Consider the following 18,193-nt stretch of genomic DNA (forward strand, 5'->3'; position numbering starts at 1 on the left):
CCGCCGTCCGGATGCCGTGGCCAGCAACACTTCGTCAGCAGCCGGCGCAGCAACCGCTGACGCGCTCGGCCGCTTTCGGGGAATCCACGTAGTGACATAGTCGTCACCGTGATGATAATGACACTATGCAGCGCGTGGCATGCTAATCCACCAGCAAGGCGCCAATGTCATGAGTTAGAAATTTGCATTCAAAGCTCTCGCCATGGTAGCCATCGACACAGTGCCGCAATAGCCGTCTGCGAGTCGTGCAGAGGCATCGAGTTCTCAATGACACAGGATTCGTAGCCCTAAGCCTAACAGGTGGATGGCTGAATCAAGGAGAGCGAAGTTGAAGGAGAAGTCGATGGGTATGGCGGACAGGTCTTTGCGTTTGGTGGTCGAAAAATGGCTTGGGCCGACTCCGACGATGCCGGTTCGGGTAACCCGGTTTGGTCGCATGCCCTCGAGTCAACGACGCTATGTGTGCGTCGAGGCATTGCGGCCAGCAGGCGCGTTGGCAATTTATTTCTTCCTTCACGCTGACCGTACGTGGTGCGTGTTTCCGCCTGAGGTCGAGCGTCCGGCGATGAGCGTTAATGACATGCATCGTTATCGCGGTAATCCCTGGGCTTTTTAACGACAGCCTCGTCTGCACGTACAGTGCGTGACGTGCCGCGAGAAGCGCATGATCGTCGCCGGCATGACGCTGCGCAGGCGTCACGTAACGGATGCCACTATGACGATGCTCGAAGTTGTACCACTGCACGAAGCCGGCAGCCCAGGTGCGAGCAGCGTTCAGGTCCTCGAAGCCTGTGACCGGAAACTCCGGCCGGTACTTCGCGGTTCGGAACAGCGCCTCGGCATAGGCGTTGTCGTCGCTGACCCGGGGGCGCGAGTACGACGGCTTGATGCCCAGCCAGTGCAGCATCGCCAGCACGGTAGTGGCCTTCAGCGTCGCCCCGTTATCGCCGTGCAGCACCGGCCGGGCCTCAAGGGCGGCAATGCCTTCGGAGAGCGCCGTACGACGTACGAGATGAGCAGCGTGTTCGGCCGCGTCGCTGTCGTGCACCTCCCAGCCGACAATCTTGCGGCTGTACAGGTCCAGAATCAGGTACAGGTGGAACCATCGCCCTGTGACCGTTGCCGGCAAATAGGTCATGTCCCAGCACCACACCTGGCGCGGCGCGGTTGCAACGTGCGTGGTCGGCGGCCGGCCGCTCGAAGGAGTTCTGGCACGGCCACGGCGCCTCATCTGCCCATGCTCGCGCAGCACGCGCGCAAAGGTCGATTCGCTGGCGATGTACACGCCTTCGTCAGCCAGCATCGGCACGATGCGCGCCGGTGGCATGTCGGCAAAGCGCGGCTCGCTGGCTACGCGCAGCACGTTTTCCCGCTCCTGCGGGCTCAAGGTGTGCGCGGGCAGCAGGCGCATCGCGCCGGGCCTGGCGTCGCCAGTGACGAGCCCTTGATTGGCCTTCCAGCGTTGCAGCGTTCGCACATCGATTCCGGCGACCTCGCAGGCCAGACGCAACCGTGCGCCAGCCCGATTGGCCGATTCGATTTCCCGGGCCAGCCGCTGGCGATCCTCGAGGCCGATCATTCGTCCTCGCCCTTGTCCGTGTTGAAGATCGCCGCGACTTTTTTTGACAGTACCAGCAGCGCTGCTGTCTCAGCCAGCGCCTTCTCCTTGCGCCGCAGTTCGCGTTCCAGTTCGTTGATGCGACGCTGGTCCTGCTTCGTCTGCTGTGGACTCGCACGGGCCTCTTCGGGCTCGGCCAGCGCCTGCGTGGCCGCTTGCCGCCACTGCGCCAGTTCCTGCGGATACACGCCATGCTCGCGGCACCACGCATTGCGCGCCGTCTCGTCCATCGCTGCCGTGTTCAACACCGCCTCGAAACGGGCGGCCGCTGTCCATGCCCGCTCGCGAGCGGGCATGGACAGCGCATCACTGCGCCAGCGCTCCAGCGTCTGCGCGCCAACACCGATCTCTCGCGCAACCTTTTCCACTGATGCGCTCTCCGGCGGCAGCAACCGCGCCACCGCTCTGTCCTTGAATGTCTTTCCGTAACGCGCCAACTTGTTCTCTCTTTATCGCCCCCAGATTCCAATTTTATCCAGGCGACAACCATTGTGACGCGGGGGGATTAGACGGCGGCCGAAGGTCTGAAAAGTCCTTCGAAGCACTTTCATGGTAGATATCAATAACGACTGCGATCGCAAAGTTAACCGATAGTTGACCTTTCTAGAGGTAAAGCGATAGCTTGTCTCTTGCATCAACTATCGCTTAATTCCTCACCTGATAAGTTAAGCAAAACATGAATCCGCGACAATCGGAAAATGAACGACGAAGGTACGGTTTGGCGGAGGTCGCAGCGATCCCGCTAAACCAAAAGCTGGCTGTTGTTTGCAGAATTAAAGTTAAAGGTGAGTTTTTTTGCCTGTCACAAATAACCTAATGATTTTGAAGGGTATTTTAGTGTTGACATTTCGGGTTGGTTGACGTCTTTTCCGGCCATCGATTCGGCGCATTGAAGAGTTGGAAGAAAACGCCCGCCGTTAAATAACAGGTGATCGGGGCGAAACAGTGAAGCCCCGGCTGGGTTTCGTTTGTTGTACCCGAGACGCCAAGATTCTAGAGCATCATTCAACTTATCAATGGACGCCTGCGTTTGAAAAGGCGGCAGGTTGAGGACTTCCGTCAATGAACGGATGCGACCCTGATTTCGGTGATCGTTGCATTGTGCAACCGCCGCGCGATTCGTGCGGCTCGAACGCGTATTCCTTGCCTCAGACGTACTGCAAATTCTCCTCGGTCAGGCTGCGCTGTCAATTCCGATGGTCGCATGTATTGGCGCGCCTGAAAATGGAAAGGACCTTGGCTTAGTCGCCGTGCACATTGAGCATGCGCTTGGCCTCTTTTCGGCCATTATAGGTAGTCTGTCCCGCCTTCCATCGATAGATACTGTTGGACTGGCAGCTCACTGCCAGTCCAACAGTGGCGGGACATGCACCCGTAGGCGACGAATATTTCGGCCGATCGCCTGGACGATTACGGCAATATCTTCGCACCCAGGGGTGCGCTTGCGCTCGATAACGAATTCTCAGGGTTCGCCGTCGCACCGGCTCACTATAATGACCTCGCTGAGCTCAAGCATGCATGCCCCTGCCAGCCAATCTACCACTTGTGGAGGTGCAGATGGCTACGCAATCGACTCAGCGCTTCGTTGCCTACGTCGGCATTGACTGGGGTGACACGAAGCATGACTTCTGCCTGCAGGCAGACGGCAACGATAAGGTGGAGTTCGGCTGCATCCCGCATCGGGTCGAGAGCATCGACGAATGGGCCAGAGCGATGCATCAACGCTTCGGCGCCCCGATCGCCGTCGCGCTCGAACTGGCCAAAGGCCCGATCGTCTCCGCCTTGCGGAAGTATGATTTCTTGATTCTATTTCCGATCAACCCGACGACGCTTGCGAAGTATCGACAGGCATTCAAGCCGAGTCGCGCCAAGGACGATCCTTCCGACGCGGAGTTGGCGCTGGACCTGCTGCGACGTCACCCGGAGCGATTCGCACCGCTCAGACCGCAGAGCGCCGGCATGCGATCGTTGTCGAGTCTGATTGAGCAGCGCCGTCTGCTGGTCGACGACAGAGTCCGCTTCACCAATCGCTTGCGCAGCGCGCTCAAGCAGTATTTTCCCCAGACGCTCGACTGGTTCGATCATATCGACACGATGTTGTTCTGTGATTTCCTGTCTCGATGGCCAACGCTGCTGGCGGTCAAGCGTGCAAGCAGCAATACGCTTGAGGCGTTCTTTCGTGGGCACAACTGTGGTCGCGCCAGGCTGATCGAGCAGCGTATCAAGTCAATTCGCAGCGCGGAGGCACTTACCGACGATCCCGGCATCATCACGCCCTACCGGCTACATGCGCTAGCGTTGGTGGCTCAGCTGCGGACCACGCTCGCGGTGATTGACATCTTCGATGAAGAGATCGCAGCACTGGCGCGCACGCTACCTGACTTCGCGCTGTTTGAGTCGCTTCCAGGCGCGGGGCCGCATCTGACGCCGCGTCTGCTCGCGGCATTCGGCGAACAACGTGAGCGCTTTCGCAGCGCGCATGAACTGCAGCAGTATGCCGGCATTGCACCGGTCACCGAGCGCAGCGGCAAGAAAAGCTGGGTGCATTGGCGCTGGCAGTGTCCGAAATTCCTGCGCCAGACCTTCGTCGAATGGGCCGGCCAGACGATCAACAAATCGTTCTGGGCCGGACTCTACTATCGGCAGCAGCGCGCAAAGGGCAGTTCATACCAGGCCGCGGTGCGGGCGCTGGCGTTCAAATGGATACGCATCCTCTACCGTTGCTGGCAGACGGGAAAACCCTACGATAAGAGCGCCTATCTGAACGCGTTGAGAACACATGGCTCGCCACTTCTCGAACGCGCGACGCTTCCAGGAAGCACCACGCTTTCCTCTGAAACCACTTGACGGACTGGCTCAGGGCGTGTTGCTGCCGCTGGGACCGGGCGACCGCTACGTCGGCAATGTGGGCGACTGCGGTCGGCGGTTTGACTTCAACACCGAATGACGGCTTTCTCGATCGGCGAACTCACACTCCCAACCCTTTCCGGACCATGAACCCGGCCCCACCTCTACGGCCGCTTTGATGTGTTCAACGGCCATCCACACATCCTAGTCGGCTGGCAAATCGGTGCCGGTGACTGATTTTCGCGGTTTCGGGAAAACCGATTCGATCTCGTTTTGCCTTTCTGCGTGCGTACCGCTCAAATCCGCATTGGGTGAAAGTCTTTCCTGTGCAGATGCCGGCATTTTTTTGGGTATTCGGATTCTGCGCAATATGGCGCTGGTTCTTCTGTGTGCGTGCACCACAGAAAGTGCCACCAGAAGTCCTGCAGAAAGGCGTAAAACGCTGAGATATCGGCGCGCATTCGCGGCAGCAGTTGCTATTCTTCAGACGCGACGATCCACGTGTTTCCGGTCGGCCCTGCGGGTCGTCGGCAGCCATTCCGCGCACACGCGGAATGGTACTGTATGCCGCGTCCGGGCCTAACCTCGGCTCACGACGCGCACTGCGTCGACTGCAGTCGCGCATGCATCTGGCTCGCCATGAGCAGTTCGCTAACTGGCCTGTCCTCGACACCCGTGGCGTTCAAGTCACGTTCGCCGTCCGTCCGACCGCAAGCCTTGCCAACCACGATGGTCATTGAACCTAGCTATTCGCGCCTTTCGCCCCGATGCGCCAAAGCATCCGGCGAATCCGACAGCCGGAGGTGGGAAATGTGTTCATATCGTCTTGCACGTGATGTGCCCCGCGGATTAGCTGCATGCATGGTTGTCGTGGGTTTGGGATTTTCCGCAATATCCGACCCGGTACAGGCAGAACTCGCATACATTACGACTTCGAGCGGCCTCGCGATTGCCGACACCTCAACAAACACCGTTCTGACGACTCTATCCGCGATCAGTTCGCCTTACGGCGTTGCACTCAGTCCCGACGGTTCGCGAGCATACGTCGGGGCTTACCCCAACCTGATCTACGTCTTTGATACCGCATCTCGAACAGTTATTGCTCAACCTCAGGCGCCCTTGCCAGAACAGGTTGTTGTTTCTCCGGACGGAAAATGGGCCTATGCCTCTTCCGAAACCAGCCCTGACGTGAGCGTCATCGACACCTCGACGAACACGGTAACCAGGGTCGTGCCCACTGGACTGGAAGATGCCGCCAACATCGGTCTCACCCCTGACGGCAAGAAGTTGTTCGTCAGTGCCACAAGTCCGGTTTATGGGTCGTTCGTTGTCGTCGATACAACGACCTTTGCGGTCACACAAATTCCATCACCCCAGACGAGGTGTGCAAATATCGCCATGTCCCCGACCGCACCTCTGGCATATCTTGCGTGCGACAGGGGGGTACTGATTCTGGATACATCGGCCAACACATTCGTGGGAGCCATCCAGAACCTTCCCTATGCGCAGTACGGGGTAATCTCCGCGGATGGCAAAACCTTGTATGAGGCAGCCCGGTACGCCCTCACGATCTACGTAATCGATTTGACTTCAAACTCTCTGCATACCCAAGTATCCTACAATGACGGGGCTCAAGCGCTAGGTCTTTCAGCGGATGGCAAAACGCTTTTTGTGACCAGTGAGAGCTCTCCGATTGTTGGCGAACATCGACACTACGTCCCTAGCGTCCGTCGGATCCATCTCCCTTACCGCGGGAACCTTCTCGGTATCTATAGCGATCCCCGCTGGAGCACTACAATTTGCCTCCTTCGCACCGAAAGTCAAGCTCGCACCGAGGTCTAAGGCGTTCGCATTCGACGCGACGTTCACGCTTGCGGCCACAGCGAGTGCGCTAACGCCGCAGACACAGTCGACGACGCTGACAGTCGGAGGCCTGACGCTGACAATTCCCGCTGGCTCACTGCAGCAAAAGGGTTCACAGGGAAACAGGTACTTTTTCGCGGGCACCATCACACCAGGCTGACTGTTTTCCTGGAGGGAACGAACCTTGGGCCCTACAGGCTATCAGTCAAGGGTGAGGACTGTCACCTTAGCGGGATCGAAAATCCGTTGCCAATAGCGCTCACCATTGGAAACAACAACGGGACAGCCAACGTGAACCCGGACGTCAGGGAAGGGCGGCAAGGCGGCACGGCGGATCATGATGACTCACCGAAGGACTGAAGAGATTGTTGCGACGGGCTGGCCCTGACCGCTTTGACACGCACTGTCGAACCTGGGAGTCCCCTTTTTTGTCTCGCACTATCGGTCTGGCGTCCGACGAAGGAACGCCATGCGAGGCAGTCCCGCATATGACGTCCATGCGCCAGAAGTACGACATTATCCAGGCGAGTACCAACACAACGAGTGCAGCGGATAGCTACGCCGAGATGCTCGCGTACCATCCCGGAACAAAGCACTCGGGAGGATAGGCGTGCGTGTTCGGGAGGCCAATGGCCGCATGCGATTGGAGAACCGACGTCTGAACCTCTGTTCGACAATAGTGGCGAATGACACTTCATGGCCGGATCGAGCCTGACTGATGCCGGCGCTAACGAATCCCGGAGCGGCCTTACTATCGCCGTGATCGGTCAATCACCGCGTCCGAGGATGGCACACTGCGCTCTAAATCAGCTCGGCGACGCGTACGATAATGAGCGCGGCCGGTACGAGCATTATTTGTGCACACACAGTCCCGAGAACACGCGCCCCGGCAAGGGTAGTGATCGCTCGCCGGAAGGTGTTTTCGGGGATTCGGCCTTCGATGACGTCGTCCGTCATGACGGAAACCTGCGGGTCAATGACCACCGCTAACACTACGGTCGCAAAGCCATTAATGACCGACGATAGATTGGCGCACGTCACGCGCAAATCTGGCTTGAGGTATCCCGCGTAGAGCGACGCGAAAACGCCGACAGTCCAGATCGCCGTGGCGAAGATATTGAGAACTATCACCGTCGCGGAGACACCGGTACCGCTCGCTAGCTGGGCGATGTTTTGGCGCGACGGAACCCGCGCGCCGTCCCGCAGATAGTTGATGCCGCCACGGCTAAAAATGTGGAGCAACAGGCGTGACAATGAACGATTAGCCTGGAAGTGCTCGACGGCGCGACTGAAATAGCGCTGGAACGTTGGGATCAGTAACGCGCCGACTATGCTTGCCGCCGTCGCGGTAATCAGGAAGAGCCGAAAGTCACCGAGCAGGCCACCCTCAAGATGCCGAGCGATATCAAGCTCGACGCGCTTAGCTATGAACGGCCCTTGAAAGGAGTTCGCCGTGCGGGAGACAAGGGCGATGATTCCGAACAGAGAAAACGACACAGCGATACGCCGAGTGCGAACACCCGCGATCCGCACAGCGTAAGCCAGTGTCGCGATAACGTGAATTACGAATGTAAGTCCGCAGATGATAAAAAGCTGGGTGTCCATGCAATCCCGGCAAGGTTGGGCAGGAGTTGAAGTCTACCGGAGCGCCACCGCCCGGTTCGATTGTCACCAAATAGACGGTCGATACCGAAAGTCCGAAATTTGCCGCACTGCGTCCCGCGACAGAGCACAACGATCGTCTGCGGTGTGCGCCTCATGCAAAAGGCATAAAGCGACCAGGAGCGGGCCGTCGATCGCACGCGAAGCAGACGTTCAACCGGTCGCGCCGAGCCGTTGCCATCTCGCCCGCGTTGTGCGCCCCGCATAGCGCATAGGACGCACAGAGCCGCCAATCTTTCGAGCGTCATACGCAGCCGTCCCCAAGTATCGTCGTTCCTTTGACAGTCCGGATCAGTCGTTGCCCGCGCTCACCGTCTTCGATTTGCCATCCGAAGGCTCTCAATGTGTCACGTAGGCGGTCCGCTTGGTCCCAGTCCCTGTTGGCGCGCGCCTTTTCGCGCTGCTCGGCCAACGCAGCAATGTCTGCCGGGATATCCCGCTTGTCCGGCTGCCAATCGGGCAGTCGTAACCCAAGTACCGAATCGAAGCTGTCAACGGTGGCCCGTCGCGTGGCAGGAGGCAAATCGCTCCTCACCAGATCCCACAGCACGGCTAGTGCGCGGGGTAGATTCAGATCCTGATTGACCTCAGCGTTGAACCGGGCGACAAAACGCTCATCCGCCGTACCACCGGTGGGCCAACTCGCATAGACGTTGCGTAGCCGGTCGAGCGCGACCATTGCGGCTTCAAGCGCATCCCAGTTGAAACGCAGGGAGCTTCTGTAGTGCGCCGTCAAGCACAGGTAGCGATACGCCAGCGGATCGACTCCGCGGTCGACCAGTGTCTGCAGGCGGAGGAAGTCACCGCCCGCCTTGGACATTTTCGTAGCGTCCAGTGTAAGGAAATGGCCGTGCATCCAGAAGTTGGCGAGCCGGGTACCGTGCGCGGCTTGCGTCTGCGCGATTTCGTTGCTGTGATGCACGGCGATGTGGTCTTCACCTCCGCAGTGAATATCGAACCAGGACCCCAGGTACCTGGCCGACATCGCCGAGCACTCGATGTGCCAGCCGGGAAAGCCGCGTCCCCAAGGGCTGTCCCATTCCATCTGGCGGCGGGAATCAGCGGGGCTGAATTTCCATAGCGCGAAATCCGTGGCGCGCTTTTTCTCGCCTAGTGCAACCCGCTTGCCGGCTTGCAGGCCCTCATGGTCGAGGCGAGCCAGAAAGCCGTAATCGTCCTGCTTGCTGGTGTCGAAGTACACGCCATCTGCGGTCCGGTACGTGTAACCGGCGCGTTCAAGGGTGACAATGAAGGCGAACTGATCCGCGATATGGTCGGTTGCGCGGCACCAGACCGAAGGCTCCAGCAAGTTAAGCGCTCGCCAGTCGGCCAGGAAAGCCTCTGTATAACGCTCGGCGATCGCCCATGCCGACTCTCCCGTTCGGCGGCTTCCTTTCTCCATCTTGTCTTCGCCCTCATCGGCATCGGAGACCAAGTGACCGACATCGGTGATATTGACGACGTGCTGTACGGGGTAGCCGTTTAGCATCAGGACGCGTCGGAGCACGTCTTCGAACACATAGGTCCGCAGATTGCCGATATGCGCGTGGTCGTACACCGTAGGCCCGCAGCAATACAGGCCGACGTGATCGGGTTGTATCGGCTTGAAGGGGCGCACGGCGCGCGACCAGGTGTCATATAGGACGAGTGGCATTGGAATTTTCGCGTGGTGGAGCGATCGTGAAAAACAAAAAGGCCACCGGTTTCGCAACGGGTGGCCAGTTGAGGCTCGGACGTGACGCAGATTGGCGCGCTAGACGCAAGCTCCCCCTGGCAGGCCGTGACAGCATGCGTGAACGAGGCGCGAGGGGTAATGGGCGTAAGCGAGCATGAAAGGCATGTTAGAGCCTGCCGCTCCTTAGGTCAATGTCAGTGAGCGGCCGCTTTCGAGAGCCACTGTCGAGTGACGGCTTGTGGCCGGAGTTTGCCTTTTACGCGACCGGGCGACTTGCTGCAAAGCGGTCGAGCTGGCGTCGAATTGCATTACGCATGCATCATGAGGACCATGCCGAGTTTTGCAAAACGATTCGATAGCCGTCGTGATCCTCAAATGTTCTACCTGACACATCCCAATAAGGGTTGAGCGACGTCACGCAAACAAATCCGCTCTCGGCGAGGCGATCGCAAGTCGACCGCCACTCAACTCGATCCGGGGCGTAAAACACCAGCAAATCCTCACGTGTCGGTGTTGGCGCTACCGGATGTTCGCGGCACTGTGTGAACTCGAAGTGATAGTCCATGCCGGAACGTCCGAGCATCACCCCATCGAACCCCTGATGGTCTTGAAATTTTGCCAGCACAACCAGGCTGAGCGCGGCGCAATACATGCTTTCTGCCCGCGAAAGGTCACTGACAGGCCTGGCGATTCTGAGATGTGATTGCATCGGGCTTTGTTATCGGGTCGTTGGCCAAGAGTGTCAGAACATCGATCCTCAAGGATACGTCGAACGAAAATTGTCGCCAATTCTCGCCGCTTTGCCGAGTGACCGGTTGTGGCCGAACCCGGAAGCTCGAAGTCGAGCGTGGCTTGCTCGAACCCCAGTCGGCTTCGAACTTCCGCAGCCGACCCGGTGCCGCCGCTCGAGGCCGAGTCCCCTCGACCGCAGCTCACTGGAAACAGCGGTCATCCATGTGCCTTTTCCAGGTGCGAGGCGACGGTCAGTCAGACTAAGGTGACCGTCGTCTGCAGGAGGCGAAGGGCGTTTCCCGTTGTAACCGTTCTCGCCAGTCATTGAGTATCCGTTAGTGTAAAGCTGTGTGTTGTAACGTACGTGTTGCGTGCTGTTAAATTGTTCCGTATGTGCGCTTGGTGACGCAGTGGATCGCTCAGACGCGATAGATTCGCTTGACCAAGCGCAAGAGCGATTAAACAAAAAGCGAGGGGGGACGAAGAGTGAAGCTACTGATAACCACAATATTTGCTTTGGGTTTTTCCTCGACGGCATTTGCGAACCCCTACGACGACTGCATCCTGCAGAACATGAAGGGTGCCAAGACCAAGGAGATGGTCTTTGCGATCGAAAGGGCGTGCATCGGGAAAACCTCCGTCGATATCCCTGACAAGGTTAGTACTTTGCGTCAAGTAAACGCCTTCAGTGGCAACTACAACACTGGCTATGGCGACAAAGGGACCAAGTTTCTAATTAAATTGGAAAACACGCTGCCTTACGATATCACCGAAATAAAATTGTATTTCATTAACAAGAAAGCGCCGTCCATAAAGTCTTATGTGGTGGATGTTTTCAATGAGCCCCTTCCGCAGGGCGCCATAGTCGTGGAACTTGGCGAACCCGGTCTGGCTCAGATAATTAAGGCAAATCAATCAAGAGCATTTGTTGTGAATGTCTCGGACTTAGCGGGGCTGGATCACTTCAACGAAAATTATGACTGGGTAATCTATGCAACGAAGGGTATTCCACTAAAATGACGCGGACGTTAATCGTATCGCTACACGGATAATCATATTGCCGATGTCTGCACAGTGGCAATTCACTATCATGCTCGTGGAATCAAAAGCCATCTACAGAACGGAGAGTTCATGAAGATCTTGTTGTCGCTTACCGCTCTAGGAATGCTTGCTGCCCCCCCGTATGCTTTCTCTCAGATGACGATGGCTCCTGACGGTTCATACGTCAATGGAACCCCGACGATGGCACCTGATGGCAGTTACGTAGGTGGTGGGAAACCAACGATGGCGCCGAATGGTTCCTACGTCGGCGGACGCCCGACCATGGCGCCGGACGGGTCATACGTAAGCGGCACCCCGACGATGGCACCCGACGGCTCATACGTCGGTGGGAGGCCGCAGTTGGCACCCAATGGCAGATACGTTGGCGGCGGTTACTAAAACGGATAAAACGTAGCTACTGAACAGCCTACATTGCGGCCTATGAGCGAACGTTCGTCGTTTGCGACCGGATGGCCGGTTACGGGGCGCAGCCGGCGCTTGAACGTCCGAGCAACGACGCATGTGAAAGTCGGTTTGTGGCCGGACTGAGCCGGGCGACGACTGGCTCGGGTCGACCCGTTACGGACTGTCGCCGCGCTCCATAGCTGCCATTCAACCGCGTCGATGACGTGGTGAGCTATGCTTTGTGTCGACGCAGTATGTACGAAAACTGAAAATGGGTTGGGAAATGTCATCAGAAGTCGCAAAGACGAAAGCGCCCCGAAGATATCGTTATGGCCCGAAGCCCACCTGGGAAATCGTTCTCGATGCCGTACTTGCTATGGGCCGACCGGTATCCTCGACCGAGGTTGGCGACTACATAGTCGAGCGAATCCCCGACTTCGCTTTAAAGAATCTAAGCCCTGACTTGTCGGTGCTTTCCGTCAACTGCAACTCGCGCGGAAATCACGGGGTGAACTCCAAAACACGAACGACCGATTCTGGCAATAAATACGACAGGCTCGTGCGAATCGGCGAAGGGCGCGGCGTTCGATTCACCGAGTATCAGCCCGCCGTGCATGGCGTTTGGGAGCTCGCCGAGGTCGGAGAAGGAAAATTGCGCCCGAGACGGGTAGCTCTTCCCGACTCCGTCGAACTGGACACGGCGCGGATAAGCGTGGCATCCGCTGGTATGTTTGATCCGAGCGAGGACGCTCGGCGCCGAGTCATGGCAGCTTTGGTGCAAAGAGAGGGCCAGCCTAAATTTCGGCGTTCCTTGCTCGATGAATATTCGGGTGAATGCGTCATCACGGGTTGTAATGTGGAAGCGCTGCTGGAGGCGGCCCACATCGTGCCGTACCGTGGCGTACACACAAACGACGTCACGAACGGCTTGCTTCTGAGGGCTGATTTGCACAAGCTATTCGATCTGCACATGTTCCGAATTGATTCGCGAACCCACACCGTTCATCTTTGCGATGACCTTAAGGACTCTGAGTACGGATGTTACGAAGGTCGTCGTTTGAGACCGCCAAAATCGCAAGAAAATAGGCCAGCGGAGGCTTCGCTTCGCCACCATGAGGCACGGTGTGCATGGATGATCATGGAATCGAGCGGGGACTGAAAGCACCTATAGAGTGAGACTGTCAACGAATTTGGTCATCTCGTCGAAGGTCCACTTGTGGCCGACCCCGGAAGTTCGTTGGATGCGCGGATCACCGCTGATCGCGTCGGCCGGCGAGCTTCTCTGGCCGACCCACAAGGGACATTCAGCGCTCTCGAAAACGGACATTCCGTCGCCCCACGGAACGCAGTCTCGCGACGAAGTGAGCCAGCGCAGCCCGTACGGTAATGTTTTTCCTACCACTATCAAGTCCTCTCAACCCTTGGTAGCTTTCTCCTGTTGAATCCTGTAATCCCTTCGTCCGTGTACCGGGAGAGAACCCGAGACTTGACAGCAATGAACGATTGAAGCCGACGCTTTTCTGAAAACGCGCGTACAGTGTTCGGGCCGTCCGGACGCGGCGATGTAATGGTTGTCAAAAAGTATCCGTCTGACTTTGCTCGGGGTGTTTGCTTCGAGGCGCGATGCGTCAGAACAGAGAGCCTTGCTGGATACTGTCCTGCGCCGTGTGACTGACCGGGCGGCCGCCGACCACGCCGATAAACGCATCCCGTCCCTGCGCGACCGCCTCTAACTGGCCGCGCGCTGCAAGTGATGCATACAGTGCGAGCGCATACGCCTGGCAGTTGATCGAGCGTCCGGGATTAAACTCGATGTCGGTAAACGCATGGTAGCCGGCAATCCTATCGAGCCATCCGTCGTGCTGCGACAGTGCCAATAGGTAAAGCCAGTCATAGAAAGCGGTGCGCGGCTGCAAGGGCCAGTCGACCTCGTCGAAGCGAAAGCCGATGAGGTGGCCCGAATGCTGCAAGCGCGCATCGCGCTTCGCATCGCGCGACGTCATCGCAAATATATCGCAATACGGGCCGCCCTTTTCGAACACCTTGCTGCCCTGAAACGCACATTCGACGCTCAGTCCATCCGGATGAGCGTCGGTTCTGATCGCAAGATTGAATGCGCTCAGTTGCGTACCAACCGTCTGCCGCGATTTGCTGGAGACTTCGAGAATTGCGCCCAGACCGCACTGCTCTTGCGCACTGGCGTGTAGCGCATCAATCGAACGCTGTTTCTGCGCGACCGCCAGCCCGGCGGACCATTTGAACTCCACGTTTTCGGTACGCACCAGAAGCGGGCCGTCGAACTCGGGGATAAACACAGGACGTGTCGCCATGAATCAGTTTCTCGGTCCGTTATCGAATTCCCGCGTGCCGAACGGGCCTTTTCCTTTCGCATAAAGCCTGGCTTCGCGCGTGCCGATGAAACGCGCGCCGACCGCCCGCACCGCTGCGCTGTCGAATGCAACGCCTTGGATCAGGCCCGGCTCGATTCGGTCGAACACCAGCACTTCGGCTTGTGGATCGGTTGGATCGAATGGGCTCAGGCGCTGCGCCTCTCTCGACGGCACGCCTTCGAGCGGCTCGTACATCGCCTCGAACGCACGCAGGGTTTTCTGTCCGGCAGATGGCAACCCGCGCATTCGATGGTCGGCGGCGTTGCGCGCATAGAACGCACAATCGTTTTTCCACAGTACGGCAGGATCAATCAGTAACACGGCCCATTCCTCCTGCTGATCGAGCATGCGGTATTTATAGAACATCTTGTGATTCGGTGACGCAATTGAGAGCGAGACACCCCATGGAAGGCCGTCGAGCCGCTGCTTGTCATTGACCTTCGGATCTAGCTCAAACAGTTTTGCCTCCATAATGGAACACAGGCCGTGTCTGACAATCGATTCGAGGTTCGCGGCACGCGTGAAATGGACCAGCCTTGGAATCCCGCGCTTTTTTACGGCCGGTTCCAACTGCGCGGAGATCCGTGCGCGGCGTGGGCCGTCGTCTCCGAGCACCGTCCCGAAGGTCATTCGCTTGGTCCCGCCCACATGCGGGGATGAGGATGGCTTGCGCGCTTCAATCGGCGCGCCGGCGCGCGTCTGCCAAACGCGAAGATCGGCGACATTGCGCCAGTCGACACCTTCAACACCGAAGCATGCGATGCGTACCAGCAAATCCTCCGCCTTCAGTTCGGCTAGGCACCGTTCGAAGACCGGCCTCATGCCGGGCTTGCGAAACGACCGAACAAGGTTGTCGAGAAGCTCCGCGTAGCTAGCAATCTCCGTTTCGACCTTGCCACGGATGGCGTCCCGCACCCGTGCATCCGGGTGATCGGGGATGACGCCCAGATCGCCGCACACGATCTTTCGCAGCATCGGCTGAGGCACTCCGCCGTGCACTGTCGCTATAGCTCGAACCACCCGTTCGCGTGCTTGCGCACGATGGAATTCGAAAAGCGCCGCAAACTGCGGGTCCCGAGCCGCTCTGGTTTCGCGCTCGACGCGGGACAGGGCGAGCTCCAGCGCGTGTTCGATACGCGTGCTCTCTTCAAAGCAGATTGCAAGCAGCGGCGCGCTCGCTGACCGAACGGCTTCCGCCCGCGCCTCACTATCGTCCCACTGTGTGAATGTCGCCGCGAGCAATGGCGCCGCCGGTGCTGCGCTCTGTGCGGCGGGTTGCGATATCGGACGCAGCGGCTCGGGCGTCGAAAACGTGACGGGCCGGCGGTTGATGGCGGGCTTACCGGGTAATGCCCTCGCTCCGGCAGACCGGGAGGCAGGAGCAGTGGTTTTGTCCGACGTCGCCTTCTTTTCGGCAGGCTGAAGCAGTCCATATGTGACCCAGATCACCATCAACTGAATGACGATCAGCGGCGGCCAGAATACGTTAAACAGCGTCAGCGCACTCCAGATCAGACACGCAGGCAGCAACCTGTCCGACGCGAGTACCCGAACCGCGAGCAGGCTGCCCGCGATTAGCAACTGATAAAGCAGGATCGACACATCTACCCCCGAGTGGCCCTATTGTTTTCTTTCCATCAACGAATGCGCGGGGAAGTCTAATTACCCGAAGCTTTCAAGTCCAGACCCTGTAAGCAAATGCGGCAAAACTTAGGGTCACCACCGCGAGGTCGATGCCATCTGAATGAGCAGCGTTGAGTCACCTAGATTTCGCTCCGCCGTCGCGCAGTATTCGCCGTGCGCATCGGCGCACGATAGACCGGCCACCGCGAACGCAAGGATCAGAGCGACCGAATTGCCGGGCGTCACGCCGAGCGCACGCGGCTTTCGCAGCGCATAGCTAGGCCAGATCGACGCGCCAAACGACGCAGCAACTGCCGGCCCAGCGCATGCGCGTGGGTTCACAACCGTTCGACGCAATAGCCGCGTTCCGCAAGTGCGTGACGATGGAGTGCGCCGATCGACGTTAGAGCGTATCTACCTGTGCATTCGCCCACGCGACGCGCGTGGGCTGGCCTGCGGCGATGCGCGGCAGACTTTCCGCGCATTTGTGTTGTGCCGTTGCGCTTTCAGGCAGCGGTACCGGCCCTGTCAATGGGCACCGCATCGATTGTTGACAATTGCGAGAATGCAGCCGAATGACCCTTGATGGCCGGCTGGTGCCTGATGACGCTCCGTGGGAGCCGACGCACAAGGGCCCTCCGATACGCCTTGGCAAGGTGGTAACCGAGGGTTTCACGGGATGAAACTTTCGCTCGTATCCGCCGATAACTCGAGCAGGAACCACCTGGATGGCCGCCGGACAGTCCGCCGGCGCCACACGGCGCGCCTATACACATGCCACTTCGCACGGCAGCCCTGCGCGGTTTCCATTCATTTGCACGAGGACTCAGGATGCACAAGCTCAGTTTTACGCAGAAGCTTTGGCTGCCGTTGATCATCAGCCTCGTCGCGTTGCTCGCCGTCTCCGTATCGGCGGCGTGGCAGTCGCGCGAGACGCGCATCGAAGAACGTAAGCACGACCTCACGAACATCGCGCACGTCGGACTCAGCATCGTGACGGAGTATGCGGCGCTGGCGCAAAGCGGCGCGTTGCCGGAGGCGGATGCCCGCAAGCAGGCACTCGAACGCCTGCGCGGCGTCCGCTACGGCGAAGACGGCTACTTCCTCGTGATCAATTCGAAGCCGCAGATGGTGATGCATCCGATCAAGCCGGCACTCGAAAGCAAGGACCTCGCGGGCAGCGCCGATGCCGACGGCCGTCACCATTACGTGACGTTCGCGTCGACCGCACAGGCGCCGGACGGCGGCTTCGTCGACTACGTGTTCCCGCATTCAGGCGCGGCGTCGACACAGGCGGTCGGCAAGATCAGCTACGTGGTGCGCTATGCGCCGTGGGATTGGATCATCGCAACCGGCGCCTATGTTGACGACATCGACGCTGCGTTCATGGCGTCGTTGTGGCTGATCGGCGCGATCTTCGTGGCCGTGTCCGCGGTCCTCGTGACGCTCGTCGCGGTGACGAACCGCAGCATCGCGCGCATGGTCGGCGGCGATCCGGCCTATGCGGCCAACGTGGCGGACGCGATCGCATCGGGCGACCTGACGGTGGCGATCCGCACGCGCAACGGCGACACGTCGAGCCTCCTACACGTAATGCAGCGGATGCGCGACGCGCTGACGGGTACCATCTGCCAGATCAAGCATGCGTCCGACAACGTCGCGTGCAGCGCGAACGAGATCGCGAACGGCAACGCGGACCTGTCGTCGCGCACCGAGAGCCAGGCGGCGTCGTTGCAGGAAACGGCGTCGAGCATGGAGCAGATGACGGCGATGGTCCGCCAGACTGCAGACAACGCGCGCACTGCCAGCGAGCTTGCGGCCGGCGCCGCGAAAATCGCGAACCGCGGCGGCGACATGGTCACGCAGGCCGTCGCGGCGATGAAGGGGATCTCGAACGAATCGGGTCGCATGGTCGAGATCATAGCGACGATCGAGGGCATCGCATTCCAGACCAGGCGGTGGGCAGCGTCGGCAGTGGTGCAACGCTGGTCGAAAACACCGGCTCGACGATTGACGAAGCGCGCGACGCGATCATGCGTGTGACCGGTGTCGTGCAGGAAATCGCTGCGGCCGCGGCGGAACAAAGCTCCGGCATCGACCAGGTGAATCTCGCGGTCACGCAGATGGACAGCATGACGCAGCAGAACGCGGCGCTCGTCGAGCAGGCGGCGGCCGCGGCACAGTCGCTGAAGGAGCAGGCGATGAGTCTGCAACGCGCGGCCGCGGCGTTTCAGGTGGGGGACGCTGACGCTAACGGCGGTGCACAGCTCGCGCCGGCTTCGGCGCAGCACCGCGCAGTGTTCGCGTAAGGACGCGCGCCGCAATCTCGCGGCGAAC

Annotated in this window: 10 protein-coding genes and 2 pseudogenes; 5 read left to right on the forward strand and 7 right to left on the reverse strand. The window is 59.1% G+C overall.

The features are described from left to right. Positions 1–622 precede the first annotated feature (622 nt). Positions 623–2,055, reverse strand: a pseudogene (locus OKW35_RS22050) (IS3 family transposase); the annotation flags it as partial. A 365-nt stretch (positions 2,056–2,420) separates the two neighbouring features. Then, positions 2,421–2,681 carry a hypothetical protein gene (locus tag OKW35_RS22055; RefSeq protein ID WP_429553133.1) on the reverse strand — a complete coding sequence of 87 codons (261 nt, stop codon included), beginning with the start codon at positions 2,679–2,681 and terminating at the stop codon, positions 2,421–2,423. Positions 2,682–3,175: 494 nt separating this feature from the next. Here OKW35_RS22055 and OKW35_RS22060 point away from each other — a divergent pair, with 494 nt between their 5' ends. Both OKW35_RS22060 and OKW35_RS22065 read left to right on the forward strand, forming a co-directional pair. After that, the gene (locus OKW35_RS22060; RefSeq protein ID WP_429553134.1) at positions 3,176–4,465 is read left to right on the forward strand and encodes an IS110 family transposase; all 1,290 of its coding nucleotides are present in this window, start codon (positions 3,176–3,178) and stop codon (positions 4,463–4,465) included. A gap of 861 nt (positions 4,466–5,326) precedes the next feature. After that, complete coding sequence (locus OKW35_RS22065; protein ID WP_429553135.1) at positions 5,327–6,307, forward strand: hypothetical protein; 981 nt, start codon at positions 5,327–5,329, stop codon at positions 6,305–6,307. 822 nt (positions 6,308–7,129) lie between these two features. On the opposite strand, the gene OKW35_RS22070 is transcribed toward OKW35_RS22065, so the two are convergent. The 3 genes from OKW35_RS22070 to OKW35_RS22080 form a co-directional block, all read right to left on the reverse strand. Then, positions 7,130–7,933, reverse strand: a complete 804-nt coding sequence (locus tag OKW35_RS22070) for a lipid II flippase Amj family protein (RefSeq protein WP_429553136.1) — start codon at positions 7,931–7,933, stop codon at positions 7,130–7,132. A gap of 301 nt (positions 7,934–8,234) precedes the next feature. After that, positions 8,235–9,644, reverse strand: coding sequence for a cysteine--tRNA ligase (gene cysS, locus OKW35_RS22075; protein ID WP_429553137.1), 1,410 nt, complete (start codon positions 9,642–9,644; stop codon positions 8,235–8,237). A gap of 340 nt (positions 9,645–9,984) precedes the next feature. Further along, the gene (locus OKW35_RS22080) at positions 9,985–10,374 is read right to left on the reverse strand and encodes a VOC family protein (RefSeq protein WP_121322760.1); all 390 of its coding nucleotides are present in this window, start codon (positions 10,372–10,374) and stop codon (positions 9,985–9,987) included. A 509-nt stretch (positions 10,375–10,883) separates the two neighbouring features. Between OKW35_RS22080 and OKW35_RS22085 the strand changes: the two genes are divergently transcribed. Both OKW35_RS22085 and OKW35_RS22090 read left to right on the forward strand, forming a co-directional pair. Continuing rightward, positions 10,884–11,417 (forward strand): hypothetical protein, encoded by a 534-nt coding sequence (locus tag OKW35_RS22085; protein ID WP_429553138.1) that lies wholly within the window; start codon positions 10,884–10,886, stop codon positions 11,415–11,417. Between the two features lie 697 nt (positions 11,418–12,114). Next, the gene (locus OKW35_RS22090) at positions 12,115–13,002 is read left to right on the forward strand and encodes an HNH endonuclease (RefSeq protein WP_429553139.1); all 888 of its coding nucleotides are present in this window, start codon (positions 12,115–12,117) and stop codon (positions 13,000–13,002) included. Positions 13,003–13,471: 469 nt separating this feature from the next. Here OKW35_RS22090 and OKW35_RS22095 read toward each other — a convergent pair whose 3' ends face one another. Then, complete coding sequence (locus tag OKW35_RS22095; protein ID WP_429553140.1) at positions 13,472–14,173, reverse strand: DarT1-associated NADAR antitoxin family protein; 702 nt, start codon at positions 14,171–14,173, stop codon at positions 13,472–13,474. A gap of 3 nt (positions 14,174–14,176) precedes the next feature. Next, entirely contained in the window at positions 14,177–15,835 is a 1,659-nt protein-coding gene (locus OKW35_RS22100; protein ID WP_429553141.1) for a DarT ssDNA thymidine ADP-ribosyltransferase family protein, read from the reverse strand. An 852-nt stretch (positions 15,836–16,687) separates the two neighbouring features. Between OKW35_RS22100 and OKW35_RS22105 the strand changes: the two are divergent. Beyond that, positions 16,688–18,165, forward strand: a pseudogene (locus OKW35_RS22105) (methyl-accepting chemotaxis protein). The last annotated feature ends 28 nt before the right edge of the window (positions 18,166–18,193 follow it).

This window comes from Paraburkholderia sp. MM5477-R1 (genome assembly GCF_050436385.1).
Lineage (GTDB): Bacteria > Pseudomonadota > Gammaproteobacteria > Burkholderiales > Burkholderiaceae > Paraburkholderia > Paraburkholderia tuberum.